This is a genomic window from Duganella sp. BJB476 (genome assembly GCF_003416895.1).
Taxonomy (GTDB): Bacteria; Pseudomonadota; Gammaproteobacteria; order Burkholderiales; family Burkholderiaceae_D; genus Rugamonas.
Window position 1 is genome coordinate 133,208 of record NZ_QVIO01000002.1, and the last position, 13,597, is coordinate 146,804.

At 67.3% G+C, this 13,597-nt stretch carries 16 protein-coding genes; 1 reads left to right on the forward strand and 15 read right to left on the reverse strand.

Translation table 11 applies throughout. The features are described from left to right. Nucleotides 1-10: 10 nt before the first annotated feature. From D0T21_RS10065 to D0T21_RS10095, 7 genes are all read right to left on the reverse strand, one after another. Nucleotides 11-964 (reverse strand): MBL fold metallo-hydrolase, encoded by a 954-nt coding sequence (locus tag D0T21_RS10065; protein ID WP_116989967.1) that lies wholly within the window; start codon nt 962-964, stop codon nt 11-13. 68 nt (nt 965-1,032) lie between these two features. Further along, nucleotides 1,033-2,100: an acetate kinase gene (locus D0T21_RS10070; RefSeq protein ID WP_116989966.1), complete on the reverse strand. Its 1,068-nt coding sequence runs from the start codon at nt 2,098-2,100 to the stop codon at nt 1,033-1,035. 21 nt (nt 2,101-2,121) lie between these two features. Beyond that, complete coding sequence (locus D0T21_RS10075; protein WP_116989965.1) at nt 2,122-2,613, reverse strand: hypothetical protein; 492 nt, start codon at nt 2,611-2,613, stop codon at nt 2,122-2,124. 12 nt (nt 2,614-2,625) lie between these two features. After that, nucleotides 2,626-3,303, reverse strand: coding sequence for a C39 family peptidase (locus D0T21_RS10080; RefSeq protein WP_116989964.1), 678 nt, complete (start codon nt 3,301-3,303; stop codon nt 2,626-2,628). Next, nucleotides 3,300-3,701, reverse strand: coding sequence for a hypothetical protein (locus D0T21_RS10085; protein WP_116989963.1), 402 nt, complete (start codon nt 3,699-3,701; stop codon nt 3,300-3,302). The genes D0T21_RS10080 and D0T21_RS10085 overlap by 4 nt, the downstream gene beginning before the upstream one ends. 64 nt (nt 3,702-3,765) lie before the next feature. Then, nucleotides 3,766-5,484, reverse strand: coding sequence for a hypothetical protein (locus tag D0T21_RS10090; RefSeq protein WP_116989962.1), 1,719 nt, complete (start codon nt 5,482-5,484; stop codon nt 3,766-3,768). A 249-nt stretch (nt 5,485-5,733) separates the two neighbouring features. After that, complete coding sequence (locus D0T21_RS10095) at nt 5,734-7,107, reverse strand: sigma-54 dependent transcriptional regulator (RefSeq protein ID WP_199538457.1); 1,374 nt, start codon at nt 7,105-7,107, stop codon at nt 5,734-5,736. Between the two features lie 172 nt (nt 7,108-7,279). Here D0T21_RS10095 and D0T21_RS10100 point away from each other — a divergent pair, with 172 nt between their 5' ends. After that, nucleotides 7,280-7,900, forward strand: a complete 621-nt coding sequence (locus tag D0T21_RS10100) for a 1-acyl-sn-glycerol-3-phosphate acyltransferase (RefSeq protein WP_116989960.1) — start codon at nt 7,280-7,282, stop codon at nt 7,898-7,900. 2 nt (nt 7,901-7,902) lie between these two features. Here D0T21_RS10100 and D0T21_RS10105 read toward each other — a convergent pair whose 3' ends face one another. The 8 genes from D0T21_RS10105 to D0T21_RS10140 are packed head-to-tail and all read right to left on the reverse strand — an operon-like array spanning nt 7,903 to nt 13,522. Next, the gene (locus D0T21_RS10105) at nt 7,903-8,460 is read right to left on the reverse strand and encodes a HupE/UreJ family protein (protein WP_116989959.1); all 558 of its coding nucleotides are present in this window, start codon (nt 8,458-8,460) and stop codon (nt 7,903-7,905) included. Continuing rightward, entirely contained in the window at nt 8,457-9,104 is a 648-nt protein-coding gene (gene ureG, locus D0T21_RS10110) for an urease accessory protein UreG (protein ID WP_116990070.1), read from the reverse strand. Before ureG ends, D0T21_RS10105 begins: the two co-directional genes overlap by 4 nt. Before the next feature lie 10 nt (nt 9,105-9,114). Then, nucleotides 9,115-9,795 (reverse strand): urease accessory protein UreF, encoded by a 681-nt coding sequence (locus tag D0T21_RS10115; RefSeq protein WP_116990071.1) that lies wholly within the window; start codon nt 9,793-9,795, stop codon nt 9,115-9,117. Beyond that, nucleotides 9,795-10,295: an urease accessory protein UreE gene (gene ureE / locus D0T21_RS10120; RefSeq protein ID WP_116989958.1), complete on the reverse strand. Its 501-nt coding sequence runs from the start codon at nt 10,293-10,295 to the stop codon at nt 9,795-9,797. Before ureE ends, D0T21_RS10115 begins: the two co-directional genes overlap by 1 nt. 6 nt (nt 10,296-10,301) lie before the next feature. Further along, entirely contained in the window at nt 10,302-12,002 is a 1,701-nt protein-coding gene (ureC, locus tag D0T21_RS10125; RefSeq protein ID WP_116989957.1) for an urease subunit alpha, read from the reverse strand. A 1-nt stretch (nt 12,003) separates the two neighbouring features. Continuing rightward, a complete protein-coding gene (locus D0T21_RS10130) occupies nt 12,004-12,330 on the reverse strand; it encodes an urease subunit beta (protein WP_116989956.1) in 327 nt (108 codons plus the stop codon). 11 nt (nt 12,331-12,341) lie between these two features. Next, a complete protein-coding gene (locus tag D0T21_RS10135) occupies nt 12,342-12,644 on the reverse strand; it encodes an urease subunit gamma (RefSeq protein ID WP_116989955.1) in 303 nt (100 codons plus the stop codon). Nucleotides 12,645-12,664: 20 nt separating this feature from the next. Beyond that, the gene (locus tag D0T21_RS10140; RefSeq protein WP_116989954.1) at nt 12,665-13,522 is read right to left on the reverse strand and encodes an urease accessory protein UreD; all 858 of its coding nucleotides are present in this window, start codon (nt 13,520-13,522) and stop codon (nt 12,665-12,667) included. Nucleotides 13,523-13,597 lie beyond the last annotated feature (75 nt).

Below are 13,597 nucleotides of genomic sequence, written 5' to 3' on the forward strand. Positions count from 1 at the left end.
CCCCATTTTTTTATCGCGGCAGCGAGTAGTTCACCGGCACGAAGTCATAACCCTTGCCGTTGGCACGCACATGGCCCAGCGCCGGGAACGACAGGTGCGACGCGCCGATCAGGTAGCCGCCCTTGGCCGCCGCCGCGAACGCTTCCTTGCGCTCGGCGATGGCCACCTTGCTGTCGCTGTCGAAATTGACACCGACGCCAGGATTTTCAAACTGCACCGCCTGCACGTGCAGCAAATCCCCCAGCAACACCAGCTTCTGCCCCGCGCTCTCGACCACATAGGTGATGTGGCCCGGCGTATGCCCGCCGTTGAAATACGATTTGATGCCCGGCACCAGCTCGCTGTTGGCGATGATGGGCTGGAACTTGCCCGCCTTGACGTAGGGATTGAGCGACATCATCGCGCCCTGGAAGTCTTCCTTCTCTTCGCCGGTCGCCTTGTCCAGGTTGCTCTGGTTCAGGTAGTAGTCCGCGTCCAGCTTGCCAGCCCGCACCACCGCGTTCGGAAACACCCGCTGCTCGTTGGCCGCCAGCCCGCCGACGTGGTCGCCGTGCATGTGGCTGATGTAGATCTCGTCGACCTGCTCCGGCTTGTAGCCCGAGGCCTTGAAGTTGGCCAGCAGCTTGCCGGCCGTCGGGCCGAACAGGCTGGCGGCGCCGGCGTCGATCAGCACCAGCTTGCTGCCGGTGTTGATCAGGAAGGCGTTGACCGAGGTTTCCACCGGACTCTTCAGGAACGACTTGGCCAGCGCCGCATTGGTCTTGGCCGGCGGCTGCTTGAGCAACTGGTCGACCGGCAAATCGATGCTGCCGTCGTTGAGCACGGTGACCTCGAAATCGCCCAGCGTGGCGCGGTAGAAGCCCGGCGCCTGGAACTTGGCCATCGGCGCAGCGGCCTGCGCCATCGAACAGGCGGCAGCCACCGCCAGCACGGCGGCGGATCGGGTCAAGGTGGTCGTGGTCATGGCGTCCTTATTATGTTGACTATCAAGAGACGCTACGATACCGCAAAATCAAATTGTTGGTAACTCGGCTAGAACGTCATCGGCATGCGGAACGATAGTTGCACGTCCGGCGTGTCGCGCGTCAGCCCGGCGCCGACCGAGACGTTGATGGTGCGCTTGTCGTTGAGCCGGAACGACAAGCCCATCAGCAGCGTGCCCAGCTGGGTGCGCACCGAGCCCGGCACCGGCGCGCCGTTCTGGCGCGTGCGCGCGATCGAGCTGTGGTCGTAGCCAAAGCTGATCAGCGCCTTGTCGTTCAGCGCCAGGCCGACGCCGAAATTAAAGCCCACCACATCGCCCGGCGCCACCGTGCCCAGCGGCTCCCAGTCGCCGTTCAAGACCTTGCGGTTGACGTTGCTGCGCTTGAAGTTGTACAGGTAGTTGACGCTGCCGAACAGGATGGCCGGATCGCTGGCGTACAGCCAAGTCACGCTGGGCTGCACCGCGTAAAAGCCCGAGCCGGTCGGCAAGTCCAGCGGCAGGCCGGTGCCGGTGGCGTTGGGGCCCACGCAGCGCTTGCTGCAATCGGTGACCACGCTGAAGGGATCGGTGCCGGTGCGCGATTTGACGCGCAGCCCGGCCACGTAATACGGCCGGTCCGGCGCCCCCTGGTTGAGCTGGTAGCGCAGCGCCAGCTCGGCGTCGCCCACGCCCTTGCCGCTGGTTTCGAACACATTGTCGACGCCGGTGCCGGTGAAGATCTCGCGGCTGACGGTGGAATCGGAACGGTAGACATACGGCAGCTTCACCTCCAGCTCGGTACGATTGGTCAGGCCGTAGCGCAGGCTGACGGCGCCGGTCAGCGTGTTGCGCTTGACCTCGCGCACATCGACCAGGCCGATCAGCAAGGCCGGAATGATGGTGTAGCCGACCAGCACCACCCGGTTGCTCGACGAGTAGCCGAACTGCGCCGACGGCTCAAACACCAGCTTGCCGCGCGGCGTCAACACGCCGGGCTGCTCGAACAAGGGCGCCACCGCCGGCGGCTGCCCATCGCCGCCCGGCGGCGGCGTCCCGCCGCCCTGCGCCTGCGCCGCCGCGCACGCCGCCAGCGCCCACAGCGCCACCGCGCCGCCCTGCCATCTTGCACCTCGCATCGCTGCCCTCCTGAGTTGTGTTCATTTCGGTCCCACCGCACCGCTCAGGGCATCGCGCAACATGGTTTCAAAGTTGACGGCCTTGAGCAACGCCAGATTGCTGACGCTGGTGCTGATCGTGGTCTGGCTGCGGATGGCCTGGTCGTTGATGCTGTTCTGTATCAGCAAGGCGCCCAGTCCCGCCGCGGCCGGCAGCGGATCGACCGCATTGCCGGCGCCGTTCTGCACCACCACATTGGCCAGCGCATCGCTGGCCATCTGTGCTTCCGCAGCGCTCAACTTTGTCACATCGGCGATCGCAAAACGACTATTCGCTACAACACTGCCATTGATCGAAACCAAACGTTCGACACCTAGCGAGACCACCAGCCCGTTGCCCAGGTCGTAGCCGCCGCGCGCCTGTTCCAGCCGCGCATCATCGACGGCGGTCCAGCCGTCGGTCGGGTCCGGCATATCGCCGGCGTGTGCCACCGCCCCGCAGGCCAGCAGCACGGTCAGGATGCTAGTGCGCATGCGCGCCTCCGTTCAGTAATTGCCGCTGCCGTTCTTGGGCAGGGTGATGTCGGTCAGGCTGGCGCGGCTGATGCCCTCGCCCAGCGGCGCGCGCGGCGCGACGCGCCACTCCGCCGCCTGGTTGAAGTGCGGCTTGCCCTGCCAGTTGTGTATCACGAACAGCAACTGGTCTTGCCAGAGCGCCTCGAAATCGGCGCGCCGCACGGCGCGCGTGCCGCCGGCCGGATCGCCCAGCAACACCCGGCCCTCGTCCATGCCCTTGATGACGACGAAATGTTCATAACCGTTTTCACGGATCCGCACAATGGCCGGAAACGCCGCCTCGGCCAGCTTGTGCAGCGGTTGCTGGTAGCCGTCTGCGATAAAGCCCAGCGTGGCCAGGTAGCGCTTCATGTCCAGCAGCGAAAAGCCCTCGCGCTGTATCTTCTGCTGGTCGCCGTGCGCGTACATGGCGTCGAACACCTGCCGTTCGCTGACCGGCGTATCGTAGTGGTAGCTGAGCAGCGTCGCCACCGCCGCCGAGCCGCAACTGAAGTCGAATTGCTGGCGCACGGTCGAGCGGAAGCGCGCCTCCTTCAGGCTGGTGACGTGCAGCGCATAACTGCCGCCCGCCACGGCGGGCAAGTCCACCGCGCCGGCCTGGCCGCACGCGATGGCGGCCAGTACTATGATGCGTGCCAGGTTTTTCATTTCATTTGGATGTTGATGATGGTGGCGTTCTGGATCAGCACATTGGCGCCGGAGTTCTGTATCGCCACCGGCAGGCCGGAAGCGTTGCTGAACGAACCGCTGCTGATGGCGTTGGCGCCGGTGTAGACATTGACCGCCGTGTTGCCGTTGACGGCGCCATTCAACTGCATGTCGTTGTTGACCGCATCCGCGCCCGCGCGCTTGCCGGCCAGTTTGGCGGCCGGCACCGAGGAGCCGTCAAAGCCGGCGGGATCGGCCGCCGTGATGACAATGGCGTCCGGCAGCAACGCCGGGCGGGATTGCGCGACCGGCTCCGCCAGCGGTGGTATCACCGGCGCCGCCGCCACCTGTGCTGCCAGCGCCAGCGCCGTACAAAAACTGATGACTGGTATCTGCATACCGTACCCCCTGTAGATGGCGGGGTGCGCGCGCCGTACCGCCGCGCCCGCATCCCGCTGCGCCTTACTTGCCGACCGCCAGGTTGGCCTGGACGTTGACGCTCTGCTGCACCAGCGAAGAGATGCCGCTGTTCTGCGCCGTGACCATGATGCCGGCCGCCGACTGGCCGACATTGCTCATGGTGTTGGACATATTGAACGTGCCCGCATTCACCGAGATGTCGCCGCCGGCGCCGCCCGCGGCACCCGAGCCGGCGCCACCGGTGGCCGCGCCGCCGGTGATGGTGCCGCCACTGCCGCCCGCACCACCGGTGTTGCCGCCGCCACCCGCGCCACCGGCGCCGCCGGCGCCGCCGGTCGAACTGCCGTTGGTGGGATTGCCGTTGCTGGCCGTGCCGCCGGTGGCCGCGCCGCCTGCCGCGCCATTGCCGCCCGTGTTGCTGGCCGCGCCGCTATTGCCGCCGTTGCCGCCGGCCGCACCCGCGCCGCCCGCCGCACCGGTGCTGGTGGCCGCGCCACCGGCGCCGCCCGTGCCGCCGCCGCCCGTGGTGGCGCTCGCGCCGGCGCCGCCGGTTTGCGTCACGCCCGCGCCGGCGCCGCCGGCGCCGCTGGTGGCTGCGCCGCCTGCCGCGCCATTGCCCGCCGTGTTGCTGCCGCCGGTGCCGGACGCGCCTGCACCACTGGCGCCGCCTGCCGCGCCGGCGCCGCCTGCGCCGCCGGTGGCGGTGCCGGTGCTGCTGGTCGCATTACCCGAGGTGCCGGCCCCGCCCGTACCTGCGCCGCTGCTGCCGGTCGAGGTCTGGCTGGGGGGGGGCGTGGCCGTGGTTTCGGAGCCGCTCGGCACGCCGGTGGTGTTGGCCGACGATGCCGGCCCGGTGCTGGCGCCGCCGCCGGTGCCGGTGGTGTGGGCCGCGCCCGAGCCGCTGCCGGCACCGCCGCCGGCCGCGCCCGCGCCGCCAGCCCCCGTCAAGCCGCCGGCGCCGCCGGTGGCACTGCCGGCGTTGCCGGTATTGCCGCCGTTGCCGCCATTGCTGCCGGTGGCCGCGCCGCTCAGGCCGCCGTTACCGCCGGTCGAACCGCCATTGCCGCCGCCGGCGCCACCCGTCGCCGCGCCGGTGGCGCCACCCAGGCCGCCGGCACCGCCGGTCGCAGCCTGGCCACCGCCACCTGCGCCACCGGCGCCGCCTGCGCCGCCTGCACCGCCAGCGCCGCTGGCGGCGTTAGTGGCGCCGCCGCCCGCACCGCCGGTGCCGCCGCTGACGGCGCCCACCGTTGGCGAGCCATTGGTGGCGCTGCCGTTGGTGGCGTTGCCACCCAAGCCGCCAGCCGCACCATTGCCGCCGGTGCTGTTACCGCCCAGGCCGCCAGTACCGGCGGCCGCGCCGCCCGTGGCCGCACCGCCGGTGCCCGCGCCGCCGGCGCCGCCGGTGGTGCTGCCGTGGTTGTCGGCAGTATTGCCGATGTCATGCACGGTGTTGTTGCTGACGGTGCCAGTCAGGGTGCTGGTGGCGTTGGCCGACGACTGGTTGTACGAATTGGCAAGCGAAGAGGAGGCCGTGCCGCCGTTGTTGGCCGCCACGGCGCCGATCTGGCTGGCGGCCGCGCCGCCGGTGCTGTTGTTCTTGTTGCTGCTGCTGTCCTGGATCGCAGAAGCGTTGTCGTTCGCGTGGGCGCCGGCGCCGGATTGCGTCGTTGCCGTCGTCGGAGGCGTAGTGGTTTGCGCAAATGCTGCACTTGTGCCAAACGCCAGCGCGATGGCCGCGCTGATCAATGTTTTCTTCATAGCTGCTCCCTACCTAACAAGTTGTACGGTTGATTGAATGGGTGCCAGGGGACCGATCTCCCGGCCCTCCCCTCTTTCGCAAACTTGATGCCAGCACCGGCGCCGCACGCGCAAACCGTTGAAAACACGGGACAATTCGACACCGCAGGCTATCCGCCACCGGGGCCGGCACGCACTGATTGGCGCTGCGCGTCACACCGATGTGACAGCGCGACAGCAACGCCGCGCCGCCCGCCCCAGCGCCAGCCTCTATTTCGACGGCGGCGCGGCGGTGTAACAGGCACGCGACGGCGCCGCGATGCCGTGCTTGGCCAGCAGGCGATAGAGCGTCATGCGCGAGACACCGAGGTCGCGCGCGGCCAGCGTGATGTTGCGGCCGGCCCGTTGCAGGCTGGCGTCGATGGCGTCGCGCTCGGCGCGGATGCGGGCGTCGTCCAGCGGCGCGGCGATGCGCGACGCCGGCTCGGCGCTCAGGCCCAGGTCGTGCGGCAGGATCAGCCGTCCCTCGGCCATCACCATCGCCCGCCGCACGCGGTTGAGCAGCTCGCGCACATTGCCGGGCCAGTCATAGTCGCGGATCGCCTGCGCCGCCCGCCCGCTGAAGCCCCTGACGCGCGGCGCCCGCTCGCTGGAATACGTGTGGAAGAATTGTTCGGCCAGCAGCAGCAGGTCCTCGCGCCGCTCGCGCAGCGGCGGCACATCCAGCGCCAGCACGTTGAGCCGGTAGTACAGGTCCTCGCGGAAGGCGCCGCGCGCCACCGCCTGCGCCAGGTTGACGTGCGAGGCCGCGATCACCCGAACATCGACCGCGATGCTGCGGGTGGAACCGAGCCGGTAGATGGTCTTCTCCTGCAGGAAGCGCAGCAGGTTGGCTTGCAGCTCCATCGGCAAATCGCCGATCTCGTCGAGAAAAATGGAGCCGCCCTGCGCCGTCTCGATCAGCCCGCGCTTCTCGCGCGCGGCGCCGGTAAAGGCGCCGCGCTCGTAGCCGAACAGCTCGGACTGGATCAGCGAGGCCGGGATCGCGCCGCAATTGATGGGCACGAACGGGCCATCGCGGCGCGGCGAGTGCGCGTGCACAGCCTGCGCCGCCAGCTCCTTGCCGCTGCCGCTTTCGCCGCCGATCAGCACCGGCGCGCTGGCGCCCGCCACCTTGACGATCTGCCGCCTCAGCCTGGTGATGGCGGCCGATTGTCCCGTCAGCGCAGGCTCTTGCTGCGCGGGGCTGCGCCCCGCATGCGGACGACGCAGCGCGGCCAGGCCGTGCGCGTGGCCCAGCGTATGGCGCAGCCGCTGGGCATCCAGCGGCCAGGTGTGAAAGTCGCCGCAGTGGTCGTGCACCAGCTGGCGCCAGGCCGGCGACTCCAGTGCCGGCGCATCCAGCACCACCACCCAGTGCACATCCCAATGCTCATGCAGGAAGCCATCCATCGCGGCGCACGACTGCTCGTCATGCGCCTCCACCAGCAGCACGCCCACCAGCATGGGACGCGCCTTCAGCTGGCGGCGCGCCTCGACCAGCGTCACCGCGCTGTATACTTCCCATCCCTCTACTGCGGCGTTGAGCGTGTCCGGTAAAGCGGGACTCCCGAGTGCCAGGCAGAGTATGGTCTTTTTCGTCATTACCGTTGGACGGCAATGAGTGGAAAAAGTTCAATCTTTCAATTTCAGCAAACACAAGTAGCTTGCCGCGCCCCCGGCGTCCAGATAGAATGCCTGCGCAGTTTTTTTGACGAGGGATATGCCAGCCTGTCAATAGTGAAAATAAGTTAAAAATAACGACGGGATCAACTACATGAGCGATTTTCAACTGAAGCCGGCGGACCTGCCGAGCTGGGGCCAGCGCACGGCCTTGCGCATCCTGGGCCTGTTCGGCTGGCGCATGCTGTTTCGCACCCTGCCCGGTCCGCGCGGCATCGCCGTGATCTATCCCCATACGTCCAACTGGGATTTCATGATCGGCCTGTTCGGCAAGTGGGCGCTCAACCTGCCGTTCCGCTGGCTGGCCAAGGATTCGCTGTTCAAATTGCCGGTGCTGGGCAAATGGTTCCGCGCGATGGGCGGCGAGCCGGTCGAACGCGGCACGCCGAGCGGCACCATCAAGCTGCAGGCGCAGCGCATGAACGCGGCCGACTGGTACTGGGTCGGCATCACGCCGGAAGGCACGCGCGGCTATCGCCCTAACTGGAAGAGCGGCTTCTACCATCTGGCGCTGGAGGCCAAGGTGCCGCTGGTGCTGGTGTATATCGACTATCCGAACAAGACGCTGGGCCTGGTCGACCATGTGTTCCTGACCGGCGACCAGGAGGCCGACCTGGCCGCCATCCGCGCCGGCTTCGACGGCCACCAGGGCCTGTATCCGGCCAACGCGGCGCCCATCGTGCTGCAGGAACGCCGCACCGAAACGCGCGACTAACGCTAGACCGTCGCCACCAGCATCACGCCGGTGGCGGCAATCGCGGCGCCGGCAAGCTTCAGCGCCAGCGCCGGGCTCACGCGGCCCAGCATCCTTCCTCCGTAGACCAGCAGCGCGCTGGCAGCCAGCAAGCCCATGGCGCTGGCCGCCTCCGGCAGTTCATGGCCGTGCGCGTTGCCGTGCAAGAGCGCGAACGCGCCGACCATCAGCGCGCCCAGCGCCGCCGGCAGGCGCGCCGCCACCGCGATCATCACGCCCATCAAGGCCACCGTCAGCGCGATGCCGGTTTCCAGTCCGGGTATCGCCAGCCCCGCCACGCCGGTCAGCACGCCGAACAGCATCATGCCGAGGAAGGTCGCCGGCAGCCACTGCGCGTTGGACTGGCGCGCGCTCCAGATCCCCACAGCCAGCATCGCCAGCAAGTGATCGAGGCCGGTAAACGGATGGACGAAACCGTCGAAGAATCCGTGCGTGTGCGCGCCGCCCGTTTGCGGGTGGGCCGATGCGGCGGCACAGGCCAGTACCAGTACGGCTGCCGCCGCGATGCGTTGCGTCTTCATTGGATTTCCTTTGCGAAGTGTGAAGTTTGTCCGAGCAGGCCTTGCTCGCGGATGAAATCGATGACGGCGGCCACGCCGTCGCCGCTGCGCAGATTGGTGAACACGAACGGCCGCGCGCCGCGCTGCTGCTTGGCGTCGCGCGCCATCACATCGAGATCGGCGCCGACGTGCGGCGCCAGGTCGGTCTTGTTGATGATCAGCAGATCTGAACGAGTGATGCCGGGGCCACCCTTGCGCGGGATCTTCTCGCCGCCGGCCACGTCGATCACGTAGATCGTCAGGTCCGACAGCTCCGGGCTGAAGGTCGCGGCCAGGTTGTCGCCGCCCGATTCCACCAGGATCAGGTCAAGACTGGGGAAGTCGGCCTGCATGCGGGCGATGGCTTCAAGGTTGATCGATGCGTCTTCGCGGATCGCCGTGTGCGGACAGCCGCCGGTCTCCACGCCCATCAGGCGCTCGGCCGGCAGCGCGTCGGCGCGCAGCAGGATCTCCATGTCTTCCTTGGTGTAGATGTCGTTGGTGATGACGGCCATGTCGAACTGATCGCGCATGCCTTTGCACAGCATCTCGCACAAGGCGGTCTTGCCGGAGCCGACCGGGCCGCCGATGCCGACGCGCAGGGGGTTGGAAGTTGGTGTCATGATTGGTTCTCTTTCAGGATCGGTATAAACGGCTGTACTGCACTTCATGCTGCATCGACAGCAGCGACAGGCCGGGCGCCCAGTTGCTCATGTCGTCGTCGGCGACGGTTTGCGCATGGCGGGCGGCGGCTTCGATGTCTGCACGCAGCGACAGCAAGATGCGCTGGCCCGCCACCTGCCCCAGCGGCACGGATTTGACGCAGACCAGCACCTGGTTCTCGGCCCACGCGAACAGCATCGCCAGCAATGCGGCGTCGTGCGGGATGTCCAGCGCGGCGACGGCGCAGGCAAAGGCGATCGGCAATGCGACTTCCGTTTGGCCCTGCAGCTGCGCCAGCATTTCGGCGTCGACGAAGCCCAGTTCCGCCACCAGCTTGGTCAGCGAGTAACCCATCTGGATGGTCTCGGCGCGGAACTCGGCGCTGTCGCGCGAGGCGATGAAGCGCTCGCTCCATTCGGAGGCGGCCTGCCAGTCGCGCCGCGACCAGGCTTGCATCAGGCGCCAGCACACCGGCGCCTCCCACTGCGCGACCACTTCATGCAGATGGCGCAGTATCCAGGCGCGCGCGGTGTCGGCGTTGTGGACGATGCCGGTTTCCAGCGCCGCCTCCAGCCCCTGCGAATAGCTGTACGCGCCGATCGGCAGGGCCGGACTGGCGAATTGCAGGAGATTGAGCAGCGCCGAGGCTTGCATCATTTCGGATCGCCGGGCCGGTGGATCTTTTGGCGCAGCGGAATCGGCGCCAGCGGACCTTCGTGGTGGTGCCCGTGCCCGCCGCCATACGCGCCGGACTCCGGCTCGAAGGCGGCCTTCTCCTCCACCACCGTCGCGCCCAGACCGGCCAGCATTTCCTTCAGCACCGCGTCCGCGCGGATGCGCAGGAAGCCGTCGCCGACCTGCGCCTGCGTATGGCGGTTACCGAGGTGGAAAGCGCAGCGCAGCAAGGTGTGCGCATCGGCGCAGGTGATTTTGTAGGTCGGCTCCGGCGCGGCCACCACCTTGACCACGCGCTTGTCCTCGCCGGTCAGCAGGTCGCCGTCGCGCAGCACGGTGCCGCGCACGGTGAACACGGCGACGTCCTCGCCGGTGTCGAGCGTAGCCCGCAGGCGGCACTTCTCGCGCAGTTCGTAAGGCAGCACCAGTTGGGCCGCGATGTTGTCGGCGCTCGGGATTTTAGTGTGCAGTGTCAGCATGATTGTTCAGAACAAGAAGTAGCGCTGCGCCATCGGCAGCGTGGCCGCGGCCTCGCAGACCAACAACTCGCCATCGGCGCGCACTTCATAGGTTTCGGGATCGACACTCATCTTCGGCGTGGCGCCGTTATGGATCATGTCGGACTTGCGCAGCGAGCGCATATCTTTGGCGACGATCAGCGTCTTGTTCAACTTGAGCTGGTCGCCGATGCCGGCGTCGAACGCCGCCTGCGAGACAAAGGTGAACGACTTCTTCAAGCCGCCGCCAAAGGCGCCGAACATCATCCGGTAATGCACCGGCTGTGGCGTCGGGATCGAAGCGTTCGGATCGCCCATCTGCGCGGCGGCGATCATGCCGCCCTTTAAAATCGTCTGCGGCTTGACGCCGAAGAAGGCCGGCTTCCACAGCACCAGGTCGGCGATCTTGCCTACTTCCAGCGAACCCACCGCGTGCGCGATGCCGTGCGTGATGGCCGGGTTGATCGTGTACTTGGCGATGTAGCGCTTGACGCGGAAGTTATCGTTGCGCGACGAATCCGGCGCCAGCGGCCCGCGCTGCACCTTCATCTTGTGCGCGGTCTGCCAGGTGCGCATCACCACTTCGCCGACCCGGCCCATGGCCTGCGAATCGGACGACATCATCGAGATCGCGCCGATGTCGTGCAGGATGTCCTCGGCCGCGATGGTCTCGCGGCGGATGCGCGATTCGGCGAAGGCCACGTCCTCGGCGATGGCCGCGTCGAGGTGGTGGCACACCATCAGCATGTCCAGGTGCTCGTCCAGCGTATTGACGGTGAACGGGCGCGTGGGATTGGTCGATGACGGCAGCACATTCGATTCGCCCACCGCCGCGATGATGTCCGGCGCGTGGCCGCCGCCCGCGCCTTCGGTGTGGAAGGTGTGGATGGTGCGGTCCTTGAACGCGGCCAGCGTGTCGGCCAGGTAGCCGCCTTCGTTGAGGGTGTCGCTGTGGATGGCGACCTGCACGTCCATGCGATCGGCCACGGACAGGCAGTTGTCGATGGCGGCCGGGGTGCTGCCCCAGTCCTCATGCAGCTTCAGGCCGATGGCGCCTGCGCGCACCTGCTCTTCCAGCGGCTCCGGCAGCGAGACGTTGCCCTTGCCGAGGAAACCCAGGTTCATCGGGAAGGCGTCGGCCGCACCCAGCATCGAATGCAGGTGCCACGGACCCGGCGTGCAGGTGGTGGCCGAGGTGCCGGCCGAGGGGCCGGTGCCGCCGCCTATCATGGTGGTGACGCCGCTCATCAGCGCTTCCTCGATCTGCTGCGGGCAGATGAAGTGGATGTGCGTGTCGACCCCGCCGACGGTGACGATCATGCCTTCGCCGGCGATGATCTCGGTGGCGCCGCCGATGGCCATCGTCACATTCGGCTGGATGTCCGGGTTGCCGGCCTTGCCGATGGCGGCGATCATGCCGCTTTTCAAGCCGATGTCGGCCTTGACGATGCCCCAGTGGTCGACGATCACCGCGTTGGTGATCACCGTGTCCATCACGTCGGCGGCCACGCGCTGCGACTGGCCCATGCCGTCGCGGATCACTTTGCCGCCGCCAAATTTGACTTCTTCGCCGTAGGTGGCGTAATCGTGTTCGATTTCGATAAACAGTTCGGTGTCAGCCAGGCGGATGCGGTCCCCCTTGGTGGGGCCGAACATTTCCGAGTAGGCGCGGCGCGAGATTGTAGCCATGTCAGCCCTTCGGTGGATTGGGATCGAGCTTGCCCATGACTTTGCCATTGAAGCCGTAGACCTTTTGATCGCCGCCCAGCTTCACCAGCTCCACCGTGCGCTGCTGGCCCGGCTCGAAACGCACGGCGGTGCCGGCGGCGATATTCAGGCGCATGCCGTAGGCCTTCCAGCGCTCGAACTTGAGCTCCGTGTTGACTTCGAAAAAATGGAAATGCGACCCGACCTGCACCGGCCGGTCGCCCTGGTTGGTCACCACGACGGTCGCGGTGGCGCGGCCTTCATTGAGGCCGATCTCGCCCTCTTCGAGTATGTATTCGCCTGGGATCATGATGACCTCCTTTAGGGGATGGGGTTATGGACGGTCACCAGCTTGCTCCCGTCGGGGAACGTGGCTTCGACCTGGATGTCGGGGATCATTTCGGCGATGCCTTCCATGACGTCGGCGCGCGTGAGGATGCGGGTGCCCTCGGACATCAGCTGCGCCACGGTCTTGCCGTCGCGCGCACCTTCCATGATGGCGCAGGTGATCAGCGCCACCGCTTCCGGATAGTTCAGCTTCAGGCCGCGCGCGAGGCGGCGTTCCGCCACGATGCCGGCGGTGAAAATCAGCAGCTTGTCTTTTTCTCTTGGTGTCAGGTCCATGGTGTTTCTCGGGTTTACCTTCAGGTTTGCCAGATGCGCGGCGTGACGGCCGCGCGCTCCAGCAGGTGCGGGCGCAAACGGCGCCATACGGTCAGCATCAGGCGGCGCGCGGTTTCGCTGTCGTCGCCCAGGTGGCGCGCGACCAGCACGCCCTTGGTTTGTGTGACGCCGAAAACGTGCTCGCCGTCGGCGGCAATATCGGCGCGGATCTCGCTCAGCACGGCGGCGCTGAGCGGCTTGCCGGCGGCGATCAGCGTGGCGCAGACGGTTTTGCCGTTCAGCGCCAGCGGGCTGTCGAGGCGACCGCCCAGCATCGCGCCCTGCTCCCACCAGATCAACCGACCGTCGCGGCGGATGCTGCTGCGCTGGGTGACGGTGCCGGTGTCGAAGGTTTCGCCGGAGCCGCGCCGGCCCATGCAGAGGATCTCGCAGCCGATGTAGGTGGCGCCGGCCGCCAGTTCGACGTGCTGCTCCAGCACCACGTTAGCGGTATCAAAAAAGATGGCTTCTTGCGGCAGCCATTCGAGTGCGGCGCCTGCGCCCACGGTCAGGCGCACGCTCTGGCGCGACACCTTGCCGTTGGCCTTGTACCACTTGGCGGCGCCCGGCGTGGTGAGGAAGGCATGCGCCTGCGCGCCGACGCCGACGGTGATCGCCAGCTGGTCGCCGCCCACCACGCCGCCCGGCGGATGGACCACGATGGCGTGGCACACCTTGGCGTCCTCCGGGTACAACGCCTTCTGCACGCGCAGCGGGCCGTAGTGACGATTGTCGAACAGCCGCGTGATGCCGCCATCGTCGGCAAAACCGAGGGCGAGGCTGGCCTGCCATGCGCTGTGGCTGGCGGCGAGTTCTCTGGATGCGGTGGTATCGGGCATGCCTGATGTAATGCAAGCGTCGTGCCAGCTGAATCACGGGCTACATCCGCCGTAAGCACATTTTTCGCACCAAAG

What these genes read in the sequence shown, in the direction of transcription:
- D0T21_RS10065 (WP_116989967.1), bottom strand. Translation starts at nt 964, where the DNA reads ATGACCACGACCACCTTGACCCGATCCGCCGCCGTGCTGGCGGTGGCT.
- D0T21_RS10070 (WP_116989966.1), bottom strand. Translation starts at nt 2,100, where the DNA reads ATGCGAGGTGCAAGATGGCAGGGCGGCGCGGTGGCGCTGTGGGCGCTG.
- D0T21_RS10075 (WP_116989965.1), bottom strand. Translation starts at nt 2,613, where the DNA reads ATGCGCACTAGCATCCTGACCGTGCTGCTGGCCTGCGGGGCGGTGGCA.
- D0T21_RS10080 (WP_116989964.1), bottom strand. Translation starts at nt 3,303, where the DNA reads ATGAAAAACCTGGCACGCATCATAGTACTGGCCGCCATCGCGTGCGGC.
- D0T21_RS10085 (WP_116989963.1), bottom strand. Translation starts at nt 3,701, where the DNA reads ATGCAGATACCAGTCATCAGTTTTTGTACGGCGCTGGCGCTGGCAGCA.
- D0T21_RS10090 (WP_116989962.1), bottom strand. Translation starts at nt 5,484, where the DNA reads ATGAAGAAAACATTGATCAGCGCGGCCATCGCGCTGGCGTTTGGCACA.
- D0T21_RS10095 (WP_199538457.1), bottom strand. Translation starts at nt 7,107, where the DNA reads ATGACGAAAAAGACCATACTCTGCCTGGCACTCGGGAGTCCCGCTTTA.
- D0T21_RS10100 (WP_116989960.1), top strand. Translation starts at nt 7,280, where the DNA reads ATGAGCGATTTTCAACTGAAGCCGGCGGACCTGCCGAGCTGGGGCCAG.
- D0T21_RS10105 (WP_116989959.1), bottom strand. Translation starts at nt 8,460, where the DNA reads ATGAAGACGCAACGCATCGCGGCGGCAGCCGTACTGGTACTGGCCTGT.
- D0T21_RS10115 (WP_116990071.1), bottom strand. Translation starts at nt 9,795, where the DNA reads ATGCAAGCCTCGGCGCTGCTCAATCTCCTGCAATTCGCCAGTCCGGCC.
- ureE (WP_116989958.1), bottom strand. Translation starts at nt 10,295, where the DNA reads ATGCTGACACTGCACACTAAAATCCCGAGCGCCGACAACATCGCGGCC.
- ureC (WP_116989957.1), bottom strand. Translation starts at nt 12,002, where the DNA reads ATGGCTACAATCTCGCGCCGCGCCTACTCGGAAATGTTCGGCCCCACC.
- D0T21_RS10130 (WP_116989956.1), bottom strand. Translation starts at nt 12,330, where the DNA reads ATGATCCCAGGCGAATACATACTCGAAGAGGGCGAGATCGGCCTCAAT.
- D0T21_RS10135 (WP_116989955.1), bottom strand. Translation starts at nt 12,644, where the DNA reads ATGGACCTGACACCAAGAGAAAAAGACAAGCTGCTGATTTTCACCGCC.
- D0T21_RS10140 (WP_116989954.1), bottom strand. Translation starts at nt 13,522, where the DNA reads ATGCCCGATACCACCGCATCCAGAGAACTCGCCGCCAGCCACAGCGCA.